This window comes from Bradyrhizobium sp. PMVTL-01, assembly GCF_051861855.1.
Lineage (GTDB): Bacteria > Pseudomonadota > Alphaproteobacteria > Rhizobiales > Xanthobacteraceae > Bradyrhizobium.
On record NZ_CP193982.1, the window covers coordinates 7,013,989 to 7,032,629 of the forward strand.

General features: G+C 66.1%; 15 protein-coding genes. 5 read left to right on the top strand and 10 right to left on the bottom strand.

Going from position 1 to position 18,641, the window contains the following annotated elements; translation table 11 throughout:
- Positions 1-149 precede the first annotated feature (149 nt).
- Positions 150-3,812 (bottom strand): AsmA family protein, encoded by a 3,663-nt coding sequence (locus tag ACRQ5Q_RS33890; RefSeq protein ID WP_439394270.1) that lies wholly within the window; start codon positions 3,810-3,812, stop codon positions 150-152.
- A gap of 114 nt (positions 3,813-3,926) precedes the next feature.
- A complete protein-coding gene (locus ACRQ5Q_RS33895) occupies positions 3,927-5,198 on the bottom strand; it encodes a cytochrome P450 (protein ID WP_439394272.1) in 1,272 nt (423 codons plus the stop codon).
- Between the two features lie 133 nt (positions 5,199-5,331).
- On the opposite strand from ACRQ5Q_RS33895, the gene ACRQ5Q_RS33900 reads away from it, so the two are divergent.
- The 4 genes from ACRQ5Q_RS33900 to ACRQ5Q_RS33915 all read left to right on the top strand — a co-directional run bounded on the left by ACRQ5Q_RS33900 (position 5,332) and on the right by ACRQ5Q_RS33915 (position 9,535).
- Complete coding sequence (locus ACRQ5Q_RS33900) at positions 5,332-5,943, top strand: TetR/AcrR family transcriptional regulator (protein ID WP_439394274.1); 612 nt, start codon at positions 5,332-5,334, stop codon at positions 5,941-5,943.
- Positions 5,944-6,201: 258 nt separating this feature from the next.
- Positions 6,202-6,615 carry a hypothetical protein gene (locus tag ACRQ5Q_RS33905; protein WP_439369963.1) on the top strand — a complete coding sequence of 138 codons (414 nt, stop codon included), beginning with the start codon at positions 6,202-6,204 and terminating at the stop codon, positions 6,613-6,615.
- 155 nt (positions 6,616-6,770) lie between these two features.
- Entirely contained in the window at positions 6,771-8,552 is a 1,782-nt protein-coding gene (locus tag ACRQ5Q_RS33910) for a peptidoglycan-binding protein (RefSeq protein ID WP_439394275.1), read from the top strand.
- 347 nt (positions 8,553-8,899) lie between these two features.
- The gene (locus ACRQ5Q_RS33915; protein ID WP_439394276.1) at positions 8,900-9,535 is read left to right on the top strand and encodes a response regulator transcription factor; all 636 of its coding nucleotides are present in this window, start codon (positions 8,900-8,902) and stop codon (positions 9,533-9,535) included.
- Between the two features lie 109 nt (positions 9,536-9,644).
- Here ACRQ5Q_RS33915 and ACRQ5Q_RS33920 read toward each other — a convergent pair whose 3' ends face one another.
- The 8 genes from ACRQ5Q_RS33920 to ACRQ5Q_RS33955 form a co-directional block, all read right to left on the bottom strand.
- Positions 9,645-10,397 (bottom strand): Crp/Fnr family transcriptional regulator, encoded by a 753-nt coding sequence (locus tag ACRQ5Q_RS33920; RefSeq protein WP_439369966.1) that lies wholly within the window; start codon positions 10,395-10,397, stop codon positions 9,645-9,647.
- 334 nt (positions 10,398-10,731) lie between these two features.
- Positions 10,732-12,027, bottom strand: coding sequence for an MFS transporter (locus ACRQ5Q_RS33925; protein WP_439369967.1), 1,296 nt, complete (start codon positions 12,025-12,027; stop codon positions 10,732-10,734).
- A gap of 156 nt (positions 12,028-12,183) precedes the next feature.
- A complete protein-coding gene (locus tag ACRQ5Q_RS33930) occupies positions 12,184-12,606 on the bottom strand; it encodes a hypothetical protein (protein WP_439394278.1) in 423 nt (140 codons plus the stop codon).
- Entirely contained in the window at positions 12,578-12,832 is a 255-nt protein-coding gene (locus ACRQ5Q_RS33935) for a hypothetical protein (protein WP_439394280.1), read from the bottom strand. The genes ACRQ5Q_RS33930 and ACRQ5Q_RS33935 overlap by 29 nt, the downstream gene beginning before the upstream one ends.
- Before the next feature lie 89 nt (positions 12,833-12,921).
- The gene (locus tag ACRQ5Q_RS33940; protein WP_439394282.1) at positions 12,922-13,899 is read right to left on the bottom strand and encodes a hydroxyacid dehydrogenase; all 978 of its coding nucleotides are present in this window, start codon (positions 13,897-13,899) and stop codon (positions 12,922-12,924) included.
- Positions 13,900-13,911: 12 nt separating this feature from the next.
- Positions 13,912-15,765, bottom strand: coding sequence for a TRAP transporter large permease (locus ACRQ5Q_RS33945; RefSeq protein ID WP_439399923.1), 1,854 nt, complete (start codon positions 15,763-15,765; stop codon positions 13,912-13,914).
- A 20-nt stretch (positions 15,766-15,785) separates the two neighbouring features.
- On the bottom strand, positions 15,786-16,817 hold the full coding sequence (locus tag ACRQ5Q_RS33950; RefSeq protein WP_439394284.1) for a TRAP transporter substrate-binding protein: 1,032 nt from the start codon (positions 16,815-16,817) through the stop codon (positions 15,786-15,788).
- Positions 16,818-17,161: 344 nt separating this feature from the next.
- Positions 17,162-17,605 (bottom strand): DoxX family protein, encoded by a 444-nt coding sequence (locus ACRQ5Q_RS33955; RefSeq protein WP_439394286.1) that lies wholly within the window; start codon positions 17,603-17,605, stop codon positions 17,162-17,164.
- A 96-nt stretch (positions 17,606-17,701) separates the two neighbouring features.
- Here ACRQ5Q_RS33955 and ACRQ5Q_RS33960 point away from each other — a divergent pair, with 96 nt between their 5' ends.
- On the top strand, positions 17,702-18,622 hold the full coding sequence (locus ACRQ5Q_RS33960; protein WP_439394288.1) for a LysR substrate-binding domain-containing protein: 921 nt from the start codon (positions 17,702-17,704) through the stop codon (positions 18,620-18,622).
- The last annotated feature ends 19 nt before the right edge of the window (positions 18,623-18,641 follow it).

Here is an 18,641-nt window from a genome sequence, read left to right on the forward strand (position 1 = left end):
ACGACGAGGCGTGCGCGCAGGCCGCCGCAACGAATCATAAGCGATAGCCCTGCCTAGAGGAGAAAGCCCTCACCCGCGCCTCCGGCGCGACCTCTCCCGCAAGCGGGAGAGGTTAAGAAAGCTCGCGGCTCAATCCACATAAACCAGGTTCAAGGATTCTGCGGCGTCAGCACCAGCGGCGGCTTCGGCCTGGGTTTTGCGGGCGCAGGACCCGGCGCCGGCCGCACCTCGATCGGCGGCGGCAAGGGCGCGACCTGCTGGCTTGCGAGCGGCGGGCTCGTGAGTGGAGGGCTCGTGAGTGGAGGGCTCGTGAGTGGAGGGCTTGGCGCTGCGGGCGCGGCATGCGGCGCCTTCGGCGTCGGCGCGGCCTTCGCCTTTGGCGTCGGCATCCGGCGCGGATCGCGGCCGGGCACCGGTACCTCCGTCAGGGCCGGCTCGGGCGCGGGCTCAGGCGAGACCAGCGTCGGCAGCGCGGCGGTGGCCGGCGGCGGCTCGCCGCGCTCGATCGCATCGAGCCGGCGCGTCTCGCGGTCGATCGTGCGCACCGCAAGCCATGACGATAGCGGCGCAAGATCGACGGTGCGAGTGAGCTTGTCGGGGGGACCGGCCGCAAACAGCTGGATCTCGGGCGGCGCGCCGGAAAGCCCGGTCATGATCGGTGTCAGGCTGGCGCGGATGTCGGCCTGGTCGGCGGGAATGTCGTAGCCGCCCGAGACGATGGCGCGGGCATTCTTGGCCTCCAGCGGCGTTGCGCCCACGCGCAGCCGTCCGTCGCGGATGGTGAAGGGGATCTGCGCCGAGGCGACCGCGATGGGGCCTGCCGACAGCGCCGGCTCGACCAGTTGCCGCAGGCGGTTGTCGTCGCTGACCTGGCCGCCGTCACTGGCGCGAATGGCGATCTCGAAGGCGCGCGGGTTGAGGCCGCTGATCTCGGCGGATTCGAGCGTCACGGTGCCGTTGCCGGCGAGCGCGCCGGTCAGCGCCGCGACGCTGCGGCCCTGGGTGGTCAGCGCCATCTGTACCGAGGCACGGCCCTTCGGCAGCGCGAGGTCGCGGTAGCGCAGCACGGTCGCATCGACATTGCTGAGCTCGATGCGCGCGTTCAGCGCCAGGCCATTGGCGCCGTTGCGCGCGTCGAAACTTGCCGACATCTCGCCGCCGCCGAGGACGCCCTTGAGGCCATCGAGCGCAAGCGACTGGCCGTCGCTGCGGATCATGCCGCCGAACGGGCGCAGCTCGATGCCGCCGGGCATCGTGCCGCGCAGCGCCTGGAACGCGATGCGGCCGCGCCAGCCGCCGAGCAGCCCCGCACTCAGCGGCTCGCTCGCATCCCGTCCCGCCGCGCCGATCGCCCTCGCGAGCGCTGGCCCAAGGTCGAGCGTATCGAGGCCGACCTCGCCGTCGACGCTCTTCTCTGGATCGAGCGTGACCGCGAGACGGCCGCGCAGGTGCGAGCCGGCCGCGCTGCCGTCGAGATCGTTGAAGGTCAGGCTGTTGCCGGAGAGTGTGAGGCGGGAAGACAGGTTGACGCTCTGCACCGACTTGTCCGCCGTGCCGGTCCCGAACAGCGGCGCAAGGTTGACGTTGCGCACGCGCAGATTGACGCCGGCTTTCGGCTCCGACAGCTCGACGGTCCCTTGCGCATCCGCGTCGAGCCCGCCGCCGCTGATTTTCGCGTTCAATTGCAGCGGCCGCCGCCAGGCACCGCTCAAGCGGCCCTCGAACTGCGAAGCACCCTCGCCCGCGGCCACCACGCGATCGAGCCCGAGCAGCGCCAGCAGCGCGCCGGCCTGCGGCGTCGAGGCTTTCGACTCCAGCGTGAAGTCACTGCTCTGCAATTTGTCGAGATCGATGCCGTTGACGGCCGCCACCGGTGTCTGCCCGACCAGCGTCGCACTGGCCTTGAGCTGCGGCGCGTCGAGATCGAGCACGGCCCGGGCGGCGCTGCGATCGGCATGCTCGGCGTTCTTCTCGAGGCTGAGGTCGAGCTTCAGGCGAGCTGCGCCCGGCAGCGACGGCAGCGCGTCGAAGCGCGCTCGCACCGACGGCGCGAACGGCTCGAGCAGTGCGGTGAGTTCGTGCAGCGAGCTGCCTGAGGATTTCAGCGCGAGCTTGCCGGTGGCCCTGGTGCGGTCGAAGCTGCCGCTCGCTTCCGTGGTCACGCCGCTGGCCTGGCCGAACCGCAACTGCTCCAGCGACAACGCGTTCGGCCCGTAGCCCAGCTTCGCCGCGAACGGCCGCAGCTCCTGGCCGGCGGAGATGGCGCGGCCGACATCGAGCGACAGCTTGGCTTCCTCCGGCCATTCGCCTTGCGGCCCCGCGAGCGCGCGGACGAAACTCGCGGCGGCGTCGAGATCGAGCCGATCGGCTCTCAGCTCGGCGTCGATCCGCGAGCCCTTGCTCGCGCCGGTCTGGACGAAGGCAATCCGTCCCTCGACCGCGCCGCCCTCGATGTCGGCCTTCAGCCTGTCGACGGCGAGATGGTTGGCGGCGATCGTCACGTCGCCGGCAAGGCGCAGCGGCCGGGTGCTGCGGCGGTTGATCTCGCTGCGGCCCTGGAGCCAGGCCACCAGCGTGTCGGGGTCGGACGACTCGACGTTGAGGCGGCCGCTGAAGCTGTCGGCGCCGGGCGTCGCGCCGTTGAGCGAGAGCTGCGTCATGCCGGGCGCGCGCAGCTCGAGCCGCCGGAAGGTCCAGGAACGGCCGTCGGTCGCAAGCTCAGCCGCGATATTCTGGAGCGGGCGGCCACCGAGCATGATCTGGTCGGAGTTGAACTCGATCTGCGCCGGGATCGGCGCCTGCGGGATCGCGGCGAGGCCTGCGCGCAGCGCCGGCAGGATGCGCAGCGGCTCGGCATCGTCCCTGCCCGCGAGCTTGTCGGCATCGACTTGTCGTGCCGACAGAACCGCGCGCAGCAAAGGCGAGGCGCCGAACCTGAGCTCGCCGACACCGCCCGCTTTCAACGCATTGTCCTCGGCGCCGAAGCTCGCATCGATCTGGTCGAACCTGGCGCCGGCCGGATCGGCCTTGAGTTTTGCGGTGAGCTTCCAGGGCGTCGGCCCCGCCTCGCCCGGCTTCTTCGCCGCTGGCACGGCGAGCGTCAGCGCGCCGTCGAACTTCGGCTGGCGGTTGTCGAAGGCGAGCACGCCTTCGAGATCGGCCAGCATCGCGCGCTCGCCGGGATCGATGTTGAGATGCAGGCGCGTGGCGCTGCCGTCGGCGCTCGGGCCCGAGGAAACGCGGAACGGATAGCGCGTGCCCGACAGCTTGAAGCTGCCGTCGCCGCGCACTGAGCCGGCGAGCGAGCGGACGTCGCCGGCGAATGCGATGTCGGTCAGCTCCAGCGTCGAGCGGCTGGCGGCGTCGTGCAGCGCGATCCGGCCGGTGAGGTTCAGCCGCTCGATCGCGAGCGAGGCCAGGTTGAAGCTGCCGCTCGCGGTGGACGGCAAATCGACCCGCCCGCGCGCATCGAGCCCGAGATCGGCCGCCATGCCGCCGACGGTCAGCTCGGTGGCGCGCCATTCGCCGCGCATGAGGGAGCCAAGGCTGAACTCGACGTCGAGCTTGTCGGCGCGCAGCCGGCCGAGATCGTTGTTGCCGCCGAAGGTCACGGAACGCAGCCGCAGGGTCGGCGCCGGCAGGAGCCGCGCGTCCAGCTCGCCCGCCACCCGCACCGGCACGCCGATAATCCGGCCGGCCTCCGCCTCGAACCGGGGCCTGAACTGGTTCCAGTCGATGAAGTAAGGCCCGATCAGCGCGGCCAGAAGCGCTAAGATGAAGGCAATCGCCAATCCGAGCAGCGTCGTCTGCACGGGTCTCCCCTCGGCCAAACCGGCACCCGGGCCACATCTTGGCCCTGCAAACCTTGGCCTTGAGGCTTCAGGCGCGCCGGAACTGCCCCTTATATAGAGGGAAGTGTGGCGAAGTCACAGCGCCTGTTGCGCGCGGAGGTTAACGCGCCGGCTTCGCCAGCTCGCTGGGAGCTGCGTCAGGCCGCGCAGCACGAAGGTCGGCCGCCATTTCGGGTTCTCGACGTCGTCGATGCGCAAATCGGGCAGCCGCCGCAAGAGCGTGGCGATGGCGATCTCGGCCTCGATGCGCGCCAGTTGGGCCCCGAGGCAGAAATGGATGCCGCCGCCGAAGGACAGCGGCTTCACGTTCTGCCGGGTAACGTCGAGCCGGTCGGGGCGATCAGGGTACACGGCGGGATCGCGGTTGGCCGAGCCGAGCAGGCAGAGCACGGTCTCGCCCTTGGGGATCCGCCTGCCGCCGAGATCCTCGATGTCCTCGAGCGTGACACGTCCGGTCATCTGCACCGAGGAGTCGTAGCGCAGAAATTCCTCGATCGCGCCCACCATCAGCTCCGGCCGCGCCTTCAGCAGCGCGAGCTGGTCCGGATTGCGGTGAAGCGCCAGCAGGCCATTGCCGATCAGATTGACGGTGGTCTCGTGACCGGCGCCGAACAGCAGGATGATGTTGGCCGTCAGCTCCTCATTGGTGAGCTTGTTGCCGTCCTCCTCGGCCTGCACCAGCTGCGTGATGAGGTCGTCGCCGGGATTTTTGCGGCGCAGCTCGAACAGCTGCTGGAAGTACATCTGCGCCATCATGTTGCCGGCGTTGCCCTTGGCGATCTCCTCCTTCGAGAGCGGCACGGGATCGAGCAGCCGGCCGCCGTCGCGCGAGCTCTTGTAGAAGACCTCGCGATGGTCCTCGGGGATGCCGAGCATGTCGCAGATGATGGTGACGGGCAGGCGGAAGGCGAAATCCTCGATCAGGTCCATGTGGCCGCGCGCGATCACGGCATCGATGGCCTGGTCGACGATCTCCTGGATGCGCGGCCGCATGTCCTCGACCCGGCGCGCGGTGAAGGCTTTTACGACGAGGCCGCGCAGGCGCGTGTGATCCGGTGGATCGGACTGCAGCATCCAGTGGCTCATGCTGCGGAACACCGGCTCGTCCATGATCTTTTCGCTGTAACGGCGTTTGGACCGCTCGACGAAATCCTTGCCGAAGCGCTTGTCGCGCATCACGAGGCTGACGTCGGCGTGGCGGCTGGCGACGAACTGGCCGAACGGCGTCACGTGAATCGGATCGATCGCGCGCAGCCGGTCGTAATGCGGATAGGGATCGCGGATGAAATCCGGCGACAGCGGATCGAACAGCGGATCACCGCCTGCGGGTTGCACTTGCTGGTTCATGGTGACCTCAATCGGTTGCCGCATGACACGCATACGCAAGGCACCCTGCCCGGCGTTACCATCCCCAAACTGCTGAACTTCTGCAACTCGATACATTGTTGTATCGAGTTGCATTCTGCCCTAAGCTGCGCCGATGTCAAGGGTGAGAACCAGGCCGACCAGGGACGACACGCGCGACAAGTTGTTCGAGGCGGCCGCGCGCGTGTTCGAGGAGGACGGCATCGGCGGCGCCAGCATCGAGGCGATCGCGGCGGCCGCGGGCTTCACCCGCGGCGCGTTCTATTCCAACTTCAAGAGCAAGGACGAGCTGATCATCGCGATGCTCGAGGACCATGTCGAGCAATCGATCCGGCGCAACATGGACATCCTCGCCCAGCACGACAATCTCGACGATTTCATCGCGGCCCTGAAGGCGATGGATCGCAGCAAGCAGGACCCGCTCGGCCGCGCGCCTCTCCTTCACATGGAGATGATCCTCTACGTCGCGCGCGCCGAGAAGCGCCGCCCCGAACTCGCAAAACGCCTGCGCGCACGGCGCAAGCTGGTCGCCGACATCGTCGAGGCGACATTGAAGGGCAACGCGAAGGGCGACACGGTGAACCCGCCCTGGATGGCCTCCATCGTGCTGGCCCTGGAAGACGGCTTCCGCCTGCACCGGCTGATCGATCCCGAGACCACACCGGCCGACAGCTTCTTGCGCGCCATTACGGATCTGCGGCGAAGGACGGGGTTGGCGTCGGACTAGGGCGGCTACGCATGTGCCAAACCGCCGCAGGCTCGGCCGCGAACGACGCGACGCGATCGACAAACGTCCGCGGAACAACCTGGGTCGCCGTTCAACCATCGCGATTAGTCCTGAGGCGACCGCCATCAGGAGATGCGAGACGATGGAGGTGAACGCTCGTTTATCTTCATGACTCTTTGTCGCTCCCGAATGCACGGTTGCAACTTTTGCCCGTCGTTGATGTTGGGTCGGCATCACATCACCAGAGGAGGACAGCAGATGAAGACCGCGCTAGTTCTGGCAACCGTCGGCACGCTCGGCCTGAGCGCGGTGGCAGCACCGACGCCCGCGGAAGCCCATTGGCGTGGCGGCTTCGGTCCGGCGCTGGCAGGTGGATTGATCGCAGGCGCCGTGATCGGCGGCCTCGCCTCTTCCGCTTACGCGTATGGGCCGGGTTACGGCTATTACGGCCCGGGCTACGGCTATTACGGCGGCGGCTACGCGCCGGCGTATTACGGCGGCTACGAACCGTATCCCTGGGGCGGCTACACCAGGACCTACTACAGCACTGGTTATGCCCCCGCCTATGACGGGTACCGCTATCGTCGCGTCGTGCGTCCGGCCTACGCCTATTACGGCGGACCGTTGCCGCGCCGGCACTTCTATCACCATCGTTGGCACCATCACTGGTGATGTGAAGCGCCAAAGACAGGCCCGGCACGGATCGCTGAGCCCGTTGGAATGATGACCACTCGAAGCCTTGGGCTTCGACCTGAGAATTCAACGCGTGCGGTCGCATCAGGACGGAACCTGAGCCGTCGCAACGAAAGCAAACCAAGGAGCTTCAGATGAACACGAGGAAGAACAAGTTTTTGCTGACCACGGCAATCCTGCTCGCCGGCGTCAGCCTCGCATCGGCGCAAGGCATGCGTGAAGGTGCCGGCGGAAGCGGCATGAGCAGCGGTAGCGGTGCCAGCGGAGGTGCTGCGGAACACGGATCCGGCGGCGCCACATCGCAGGGCGCAGGTGCTGCCTCCCGCGGCGAAGGAATGACGCAGGGCCGCACGGGCGGCCGGGCTGAAGGTTCCTCTGCGGCGCAAGACAGCCGGCGGGCCGCGGACAAGGGCGACAAGCAGACCACCGGTCAGGGTCGCGACCGCGAGGATTCGCGTCAGTCGCAATCGCAGCCGAACAAGCAAGGCAAGGACCAGACGATCGGCGAGAGCCGTGGCGACAGGGACCAGGCGCGTCAGTCCAAGTCCGAGAGCGACAAGAGCGGACAGAAGGAGCAGACCGTCGGACAGAGCCGCAGCGACCGCGACCGTACGCATCAGTCGCAGGGCACCGACCAGAACAAGAGCACCCCGGGCGCCAATACCAGGGACAATGTCCAGGATAGGAATGCACAAGGCAAGAATGCCCAGGGCAAGAACGCGCAGGGTCAGAGCACGACGACCACCGGCGCGAACACCCAGGGCACCGCGCCAGACAAGAACACCGCGCAAGACAAGAACGCACAAGACAATCACGCGCAGAGCCCGAGCACGACAACGACCGGCGCGAACACTGGCGCCAGCGCCCAGGGTAACGTCCAGAACCAGAGTGCCCAGCAGGGTCAGGGCATGACGACCGGCACCAACGCGCAAGGTCAGGCCAACGCTCAGGCTCAGACCCAGGGCGCGGGCACCCAGAGCATGTCCGGCCGCGTGCAACTCAATCCGCAGCAGCAGGCGACGCTGCAGCAATCGGTGCTGAGCTCACGCAACGTGGACAGCGTGCGCGTCAACACCAATTCCATCAACTTCGGGATCAGTGCCGGCGTGGTGGTGCCGCAGGGCATCGCCGTGGTTTCGGTCGCGGATTATCCCGCGCTGATCGACGTCTATCCCGACTACCGCGACGACAGCTTCTTCGTGGTCGACGACGAGATCGTCGTCACCGACCGCAGCCGCAGGATCGTCGACGTCATTCCCGCGGGGCCGCGGACGCACTATGCCCGGAGTGGTGGCTCCAGCGGAGGTGGCGGCAGCATCGCTGCGCTGAATCTCAGCCCGAACGAGATCCGCGTTGTTCAGCGGGTCCTGATCGAACGCGGCATGCTGTCCGGCGAAGCCGACGGCGTCATGGGGCCGGGGACACGCAGGGCATTGATGACCTTCCAGAGACAGGAGGGCTTCGAGGCCAGCGGCACGATCGATACCCGCACCGTTGCTGCGCTCGGCGTCTCCAACCAGATCCGCGCCACGCAGGGCCAGTCGACGACGGTTGGCCAGGGCCAGAACAGCCAGACGGCGCCGCAGAACACGACCGGGCAAAGCACCGGCCAGAGCAGCGTGCCGGCGCAGCAGAACCAGACCACCGGTCAAGCCCCGCAGAACCAGCCGTCCACAACCGGCCAGGCTCAGCAGAACCAACCGGCCACAACTGGTCAGGCTCCGCAGAACCAACCGGGCACCACGGGCCAGGCCAGCACGCAACCGCCGTCAGGCCAGACCACCGGCCAGGCTCCGGCACAAAGCAACGCGCCGTCCACCAGTCAGCCCAGCACCAACCAGAACACGCAGACTGGACAGACCAACCAGAACAGTGCGCCGCCGCCTTCGACGTCGAGTCAGCCAAGCCAGAAGTAGAGCGGCTGACCACGCTTTCGAGCCCCGCCTCCCGGCGGGGCTCTTTCGCTGCGGCCTGCGGCATTGAAGGCGATGACCAGCAGCGGGCAGAACGAGGTTATGTCGAAACGCCAGGTATTCGGACAGTGGCGCGCTCGTTCGGTCCTGTCTCGCGTCGATCCCCATTTGCGATCAAAAGGACACACTCCACGTCCGCCGCCGCATGCTGTCACAGATTTGATTTGCACCCCGCGATTGCCGGACGTAACTGCCACTCGAGAGCGACGTGATCCGGCACTGACCGAGAAGGCGCTGCACCAACAGCAAGAAAAGCAAGCACGCGGCTACTTTTCGTTCAGGAGAATTCATTGCCCGGCATCGTCCATGTCGTGGATGACGACGCATCGCACCTTTCGGCCATCCAACAAGTTCTAGAGGCAAGCGGTTACCGCGTTGCCACCTATGCATCGGCGCAGCAACTGCTGGAGCAGCAGCCCGACGAAAACAAGGGCTGCATTCTGCTGGATGTCAGGATGCCGGGCATGAGCGGGATCGAGTTGCAGAGCCGCCTGACCGAGCGCGGCTCGACACTGCCCATCATCTTCCTGAGCGCATATCAGGACGTCAGCATCACCGTGAAGGCGATCAAGGCGGGCGCGGACGACTTCTTGATCAAGCCTGTTGGCCCGGTTGATCTCCTGAAAGCCATCGCACGCGCGATCGCGCGGCATCGCAACGCGCGCGAGCTCGACGGCGAGCTGGAAGCGCTACGGGGCCGGCTTGCGACGCTCACCCCGCGCCAGCGGCAGGTCTTCGAGATCATCGTCCAGGGCAAGACGAGCAAGCATGCCGCGCGCGAGCTCGGCAGCACAGAGCGGACCATCAAGGCGCATCGAAGCGCGATCATGGACAAGCTTCAGGTCCAGTCGGTGGTCGAACTCGTCAGGATCGCCGAGCGGCTCGGCGTGCTCGGAGCAAAGGACGAGCCGGGAACGGCGGTATGAGCGTGACGCGGCGGTTCATGGTTTTTCGGGTCGACATCAGCGACAAATCCATCCGCCGCTCACCGTGGGGCTGATCCGGGTGACGCTGGTCGCTCGCGACAATGGCAATTCACCCGCTATGTGGGTCGGCGTAGTCGATGCGCGAGGTCGCGCCGTATTTCGTCGAGAAGATCTGCTCGACCTCGCGATGCATCGTGCCATGACATTCGCACGCTGCGGCCGCGAGTCTTGCTCGGTCGATCTCGATGCGGCCTCGTCGATCAGATCTGATCGCGCCGGATGCACGCAGATTGCGCATCAGGAGCGTCACGGTCGTTCGGCGCACACCGAGCATTTGCGACAGCGCCTCCTGAGTGAGAGGCAGGACATCGTCGTCGATGCGGTCGCAAATGTGCAGCAGCCAGCGTGCCATCCGGGCTTGCACCGGATGTAGCGCATTGCAGGCTCCGCCGCGCTGAAGCTGTACCAGCATCGCCTTGATGTGAATCTGGATCGCGTGCCGGATCGCGGAGCTTCGGTGAAACGCCGCGTGAAATCGCCGCGCCGGGATTCGCGAGGCGGTCCCCGCCGCACGAACGATGGCGGTAAGACCCGAGGATGACGGTCCAAACACGGAGAGAGTACCTATTGCCCCCTCGCGACCGATCAGGGCGCTGGCAACGGTCTGGCCGTCCGCCAAGTCGACCATCAGCGAGACCGCACCGCTATGAGGAAACAAGACATAGTCGACCGGATCACCGTCGTGCGAAATCGACGCGTCCTCGAGCAGCGCGACCGTCTCCAGCTCGGGCGCCAGCAGATCGAAATCGGCAGACGGTAGTGCTGCCAGGAGGCGATTACCAATTCCGCCAACTTGTCTCACTGCGGGTGGCCCACGAAATATCCGCTTTCACCACTCCGAGCGACGCGAAACAGCGGTCTTAGCATTTGCTCTGATCTGTCTTCGCGACCCGCATCAAGATCCAGTCCACTGACAAAGTATCCTCACGCTCAACGACAAAACCGTTTGCCACGGGGGAAATTTCCTCGTGCGCTCAATGCGATCTAGATGCAGGCGAGGCGCGGATTAGACAACTGCAAATCAGGTATGGGTAACACCGTATGGGGCAAGTTCCGTCCCAGCCGTTCCTTTTGGTCCTCTGGTTCCATTAGGTCGCGCACGACGAGCCGCCGAAGGATCTTGATGCGTCCGGAACCTATTCGCACGCCGGTGCAAGCCTGTGCAGCCGCCCGGCCACGGCGCGCACCTTGCCCGGCGAGGCCCGCCACACCGACAGCGCCGACAAGCCGCTCACGACCATTGCGATGGCAAAGGCGAGCGTGTAGTCGCCGGTGCGATCATAGAGCAGGCCGGTGAGCCAGGGACCGGCCGCACCGCCCGCCAACGCCGCCAGCATGATGGTGCCGAAGATGCTGCCCTGGTGCCTGCCCTGAAAGATCTCGAACACCACCGCGCCCATGATCGAGGTGAGGCCGTAGCCGAGCGCGCCCTGCGTGAACACCATGACGTAGACCAGCCACAGCGACGGCTGGAACTTGAGCGCGATCAGCGCCGCGAAACAGATCGCAAAGCCTGCGCAGCTGATCGCCCAGACCCACTCACGGCCGATTCGATCAGAGACGTGGCCGAGCACGATCTGGCCGGGAATGCCGAGCAGGCTGACGATGCCGAGCGCCCACACCGCGACACCGGGGCTGAAGCCGATATCGAGCAGGAATTTGGTCTGGTGCACCTGCACCGCGTACCAGATGTACAGGCCGGAGAAATAGCCGACGGCAATCCACCAGAACCGCGCGGTCGCCACCGCGCGCTTCAGCGTCCATTCGGTATTGACCCAGACCGGATCGACCACGTTCGAGATCGGCTTTGCGGCGCCGGCGCCAGGTGCGGCATCGCCGTCCGCCTGCAGACCGATATCCTCGGGGCGCTTGTGCAGCAGCAGGTTGATCGGCGCCAGCGCGATCAGGACGAGCAGGCCCATCGCCGTGCAGGCGGTGCGCCAGCCGGCCTGCTCGATCATGTGCTGCACCCATGGCAGCAGCGTCACCGAGCCGATGCCGACACCGGCAAAGGCGATGCCGATGGCAAATCCGCGCTTGCGGATGAACCAGTTCGGCAGGAACAGCGACTGGCCGGAATAGCCGAGACAGACGCTGCCGGCGCCGACCATGACGCCGATGGTGAGATAGAGATGCCAGGGCTGGCTGGTGAGCGGTGCGAGCAGCAAGCCGCCGCCCATCAGCACCACGCCCAGCTCCATCACCGCGCGGGGACCGGCGCGATCCATCAGACGGCCGATCAGCGGGCTCGCGACGCCGGAGGCGACGAAGCCGAACGAGAAGGCGCCCGCGGTGATGCCGCGCTCCCAGCCGAATTCGGAGATGATCGGCGGAAAGAACAGAGAGAAAGCGGTGCGCGCGTTGACGCCGATGGCCATGGTGACGAACGTCACCGCGACCACGACCCAGCCGTAGAAGAACGGAAGCCGCATGGTGTTTTTATTTCATCCCTAGACGGTGCTACCGACCATCCGGGGCCGTCTGGGTCAAGCGATTTTCGCGAGATGCCCCTAGAGCGGGAGCGCAATCGCATTTGGGAGCGCTCTCCCGCGGCCCATCCTTCGAGACGCCCGCTTTGGGCGGGCTCCTCAGGATGAGAGATGACGACCGCACATGAGATCCCCAAGTCCCAAGGCGCTGACAACGGCAAGCTGCATGTCCGAGCGGCCATTGGTGACGATCCGACTTTGATGCCATTGCCCCGGAGCTGGCGCAACAGTTCGGCCGCGCCCTGTCGCAAGCGGCAGGCCTTTGGAAACGACCGCAGATACCTTCAAAAGGCGCTCGTCAGCGTGCCGTGCTGGCGGAAACTCTCGGCCCAACTCCCTGTAAACCTGATCCTTCCAGACCCGGCCGCGCTCCTCGAGCTCGACGAAGCGCTCCGCAAACCGTACAGCATCGGGCACTTGCATCTCCAGAAGTCGACGAGCCTGGGAGATGACGAACGCTGGAATGGCGGCAGAACGATCGAGAAGCGTGTCGTCAAGGTCGAACAGAACTGCTCGCTGCATTGCCACTCGCACGTTGCACCGACAACCGTGGCGCCGTGGAATGAATATGGACGAGCGCCATCACCTCGGCAACAGGAGCATCCGCCGCGACCGTCTTGCTTCCTAACGATCGGATTTCCTGCCGTTCGACTGGCCGTAAGGCGGCTTCGTGTCGGGATGATGTGAGGCAGGCGCTCAGAGACACGCCGATCAGGACGGCGCATACCGCAGTGATCAGAACCTTCATTTGCTCAATCCTGCTCAATGAACCATTTCACAACGGGCAGGGAACTTTGACGTCGCGGGTCGGAACGAGGTTCGAGGCAGGGCGAGCTTTCAGGGCCGCCTACTCCACCGCTCGGCGTTGACGGCGCCTTGCGGCACCTCGCCCCGCACGATCGCCTCGACCTGCCGCACGGTTTCCAGCGACTGGTACTCGATCGCCTGCGGCGTCAAACCGCCGACATGCGGGGTCGCGATGACGTTCGGCAGCTTCGCAAGCTCGGGCGTCGGCATCTGGTCCGGTGCACGACCGACGTCCATCGCAGCACCTGCGATGCGGTTCTCGCGCAGCGCGCGTGCCAGCGCCGCCTCGTCGACGAGATTGCCGCGGGAGAGATTGATGAAGACGGCATGCTTCTGCATGCGCGCCAGCGCGGCCTCCCCGATCAGGTTCTCGGTCTGCTCGTTGGCGATGGCGAGGCAGACGACATAGTCCGATGCGGCGAGAAGCTCGCCGAGACCGACTTGCCGGATTGCGGCATCGGTGACGGTTGCGAAGGGATCGGAGACCAGCACCCCCATGCGCAGCGCCTTTGCGATCTCGGCGAGATAGCGCCCGATGCTGCCATAGCCGATGATGCCAACCTTGCTGCCGGCGAGCTGGCGGCCCATCCGTGCTTCCGGCTTGCGGCCGGCCTGATAGTCCGCGGTCGTCCGCGACACGCCGCGCGAGAGATCGACCATGAAGCCGAGCGCGAGCTCGGCGACGGCCTGCACGAAGCCGGGCCCCGCGCGGGTCACGAGCACGCCGGCCTCCGAGGCTGCGTCCACGTTGACGTTGCGGATGTCGACGGCGCAGCGGACGAACGCACGCAGACGCGGCAACTGCGCAAAGATCTCACCGCGCCCCTCCGTCATGCGATCGGCGACGATGATGTCGACGTCCTTGGCGGCGCGCACGAGGCCGGCTGCATCCAAAGTCTCATCGCTGTCGTGCAGGATCACCTCGGCGGCCGCGCGCAGGCCGTTCAGGCTGCGATCGCCATAGTAATTGCGCCGCATCTCCGGCGTGTGCGCGAGCAGAACCTTCACGACAAGACTCCTTCAGTAGCCGAATGCCCGCGGCAGCGCGGTCGAGAGCCATGGCACGAAGGCGATGACGAGCAGGCAGAGGAACAGCAGGCCCAGATAGCCCATGATCGGCTTCACCGTCTGCTCGATCGGCACGTTGCCGATCAGGCAGGCGCCGTAGAGCCCGAGCCCGAGCGGCGGCGCGAACAGGCCGATGCCCATCGCGATGACGAGCACGACGCCGAAATGCAGGGGATCGACGCCGAGCTGCACCGCGACTGGCAAGAGCAGCGGCCCGAAAATGATCAGCGCGGCCGCGCCTTCCAGCACCGAGCCCATCACGATCAGCACGACGATCGCGAGCAGGATGAACAGCCAGACGCCCGAGGTCTTCGACAGCCCCAGCATGAAGTCGCCGACCGCGTGCGGCACCTGCTGCAGCGTCAGCGTGAACGCGAGCGACTGCGCGGCGGCGACGATGAACAGCACGAGGCCCGCGCGCGTTGCAGCCTGGACGAAGCTGTGCGCGGCCGTCCTGAAGTCGAGCTCGCGAAACACCAGGCTCCCGACGACCAGCGCATAGGCCACGGCAAAGGCGGAGATTTCGGTGGCCGTGGCAAAGCCGCTCTTGAAGCCGAAGAAGATCATGAAGATCAGGCCGAACGCGGCGATCGCGCCGCTCCAGAGCCCGGACACCGGCGCCTGCGGCGCGACTTCCTCGGCTTCCGCCGGCGGCTTGCCGAAGATGATGGAGACCGCGATCAGCACCAGCGCCATCAGCGCGGCCGGCAGCAGCCCGGCCATGAACAGGCCGCCGATCGACAGGTTGGCGACGAAGCCGAGGATGATCAGGTTGATGCAGGGCGGAATGGTTTCCGCCATGACCGCGGAGGCCGCCAGCAGCGCCACCGCGCCCCCCGGATTCTGCCTGGAGCGGCGCGCAGCCGGGATCAACACCGAGCCGACCGCGGCGACATCCGCCATCTTCGAGCCTGATATCCCCGAGAACAGCACCATCGAGGCCACCATCACGACGTTGAGGCCGCCGCGCATGCGGCCCACCGCGCGCTGCAGCAGCTCGATCAGGCGTACCGACATGCCGTTGGCTTCCATGAGGTAGCCGACGAGGATGAAGAACGGGATCGCGAGCAGCACGAAATTGTCGATGCCGCGTGCCATCTGCTGGGCGAAGATCACGCCGGGCAGCGCGCCCTCGACCCAGATGAAGATCAGCGCGGCGAGCGCCAGCGCAAAGCCGATCGGCAAGCCGCCGAACAGCGTTGCAAAGAAGCCGAGCAGCATCAAGGTGCCTGCCGACGGCACCGAGGACGGCGACAGATAATCCCAGGCGAGATAAAGGCCGGTCACCGCGATGATTGCGACCAGCCCCCTGACGATATCAGGCAGCGGCCGCGCGCAGAGATGGTCGATCGCGAACACCGCCATGAACAACGCACCGATGCCCATCGGGTAGAAGGTCAATTCCAGCGGCAGCCCGGAGCCGGTGGTCTGGCCGGCGGTGAGCGAGCCCAGCTTGATGGCATTGTAGGCGACATAGCCGGAGATCAGCACGATCAGCAGCGCGCTGGCGGCATCGACCAGCGTGCGCAGCCGCACCGGCAACAGGTCGCGGAAGAAGGAGACGCCGACATTCTCGCCGCGCGCGAGCGCGCTCGCCGCGCCGAAGAAGGCCGAGCCGACCATCAATCCGCGGGCGACGTCGTCGGACCATTCGACCGGCGCGTTGAAGAAGAAGCGCAGCAGCACGGAAGCGCAGACCACCACGAGATCGGCGGCCAGCAGGATGGCCGCGATCGCGTCGCTGAGGCGAAGCAGAAGCGTCATGCTACCGTGGCGGCCGCCCGAGAGCGGCACGGCCCCTGTCATCGCCATTTCGGACTTGGCCATCAGGCTTGCGTCGCGCGGATCATGTCGATGACCGGCTTGGATTCCGGCCGCGCCTTGATGAAGTTCTCGATCTGCGGCGCGACGCGCTTCTTGAAGGCTTCGCGGTCGCATTCGGCCACCGTCACGCCCTTCTCGCCGAGCGCCGCCAGCGCCTCCTTCTCGACTGCGAGCCCATGAGCACGTGTGTCGACCGCGGCCTTCTTCGCGGCATCGAGAAAACCCTCGCGCAGCTTCGGATCCATGCGCTTGTAGGTCATGTCGCTGAAATAGATCGCGAGCGGCGAGAAATTGTGCTGCGTCAGCCCGTAGAATTTCGACGTCTCGAAGAACTTGCTGGCGAGGATCGTCGGCGGATCGTGCTCGAGGCCATCGAGCACGCCGGCCTGCAAGGCCGTATAGATCTCGCCGAACGCCAGCGGCGTCGCAGCCGCCCCCATCAGGCGCAAGCATTCGGTGATGACGGGGTTGGGCAGGGTGCGGATCTTGAGGCCGGCGAGATCCTCCGGAGTCTTCACCGGCTTCTTCGCCAGCACGCTGCGCGAGCCGAAATTGTAGGCCCAGGCGATGATGCGGATGTTGCCATCCTTGAGCAGGGCATCCTCGATCGGCTTGGCGGCGCCGGCATCGAACGCCTTGGTCTGCTGCGGGAAACTCGAGAACAGGAAGCCGAGATCGAAGGTGCCGACCAGCGGTACCAGATTGGCCGAGATCGACGAGCCCGACACCATGAGGTCGATGACGCCGAGCTTCACCGAATTGATGACGTCGATCTCCTGGCCGAGCTGGTTGTCCGGAAAAAACGCGACCTCGACCTGCTCGCCCAGCCCATTGCCCTTCAGGTTCTTGACGAGGTTGTCGTAAAAGACGCGGCCGTTGGCGTATTTGGGATCGTTCGGCAGCGAGGAGGAGCATTTCAGCTTCATCGTCGCAGCCTCGGCGCGGCCGATGATCGCGGGAGAGAGAACGAGGCCGGCGGTGACCGCCGCCGATGACTTGATGAACGCGCGACGGTTCACGGGCACGATGGTCATGGTGCGGTCTCTCCCCAATTATTCTTTTTGCAGCCGCGATCATAGTCGCGGCGTGTTGGCTCGACTGTATGGCCAAAGCGACGGCACAGGCAAGGGATGCGGCGGCGGCGTCGCGATGGCACGAGCGACAGGCGCTGTGCGGAAGCCGCGATGGAACGCCTTTGTTTATCGGTGTTTTCGCGCATGCCGCACGGCAGCGACAACTCCTGCCATGCAGGATTGCGAGGGATCGATCCAATTCAGGTATGGATCAATGCCGAACGCATATCGATTGGATTGTACGAAGCACACGAACGAAAGCCGCGGGATCGTGGTCCCGCGGCTCGCGAGGTCTAAGCTAAACGTCAGCGCGAATGCGCGGCGCTGAGCTGGCCGCCCGCAGCGTGGACATCACGGGAGGGACGCAGCGCGTAGGCGCCGTCGCCGAGCAGGGCCTGCGCCGCGAGCGCGATCGCCCAGAAGGCGGGGAATTCCCAGCCGCCCTTCGGATTGGTGAAGAAGAAGCCGGCCGCGCCATGCACCGTGAAGATCGCGCCGAGCAGGATCGGAATGCCGGCCAGCGCAGCGTAGCGGGTCCAGACGCCGAGGATGAGGGCGACGCCGCCGAGAACTTCCACGGTCATGATGAGATAGGCGAGCTCGGGCGGGAAGCCGAGGCTGCCGAAGAACTTTGCGGTGCCAGCCGGGGTGAACACGAACAGCTTCAGGCTGGCATGGGCGAGGAACAGCGCGCCCAGGGTCACGCGCAGCACCAGTGCGGCATAAGGGGCGGTACGGGAATCGATCATGGCGGTCTCCTTTGCGGCGCACCATGATCTATTCTCAAATCGATGATAATCTGCTATTTTCGAAATATACTTCACACCAATGGAGTGAGATAGCTCTTGCTCGACCGCCTGACCAGCCTGGAAGTCTTCGCGAAGGTGGCCGCCACCGGCAGCCTCTCCGGCGCGGCCCGGGCGATGGGACTATCGCAGACCATGGTCACCAAGCATGTCGCTTCGCTGGAGACCCGGCTCGGCACAAAGCTGTTCCATCGCACCACGCGGCGGCTCTCCATGACCGAGGCCGGACGGAGCTATCTGGAAGCCGCCGAGCGCATCCTCGCCGACATGGAGGCCGCCGACGCCGCGATCGCGCTCGAACGCGTCGAGCCGCGGGGGCTGCTGCGCGTCAATGTCCCGGTCGTGTTCGGCACAAGACAGATTGCGCCTGCGATCGCAGAGTTCTCGGCAGCCCATCCCGAGGTCACCGTCGAGCTCGGTCTCAACGATCGCCTCGTCGACCTCGCCGAGGAAGGCTGGGACCTCGCGATCCGCATCGGCAGCTTGCGCGACTCCAGCATGGTGGCCCGAAAGCTCGCGCCGAACCGCCTCGTGGTCTGTGCCGCACCTTCCTATCTTGCCAGCCACGGCACGCCGCGCACCGTCGCCGACCTCGCCGGGCATAATTGCCTCGGCTACACGCTCTCGCAGCAGGCGAGCGCGGCGGAATGGCTGTTCGGCGCCGAGGGCGAGATCCGCGTCCAGGTCAGCGGCACCTTGCGTGCCAACAACGGCGATGCGCTGCGCGCGGCGACGCTGGCCGGCCTCGGCCTTGCACGACAACCCACCTTCATCATCGCCGATGATCTGCGCTCGGGCGCACTGGTCGCGCTGCCGCTCGACCAGCCGGAGATCCAAACCTCGGCGGTGCATGCGGTCTACCTGCCCGACCGCCGACCGCCGGCCAAGGTGCGCGCCTTCATCGACTTTCTCGCCGCGCGCTTTGCGCCCGTGACGCCCTGGGACCGCGGACTGCCGTGAGGCGCTACGGCCGGACGCG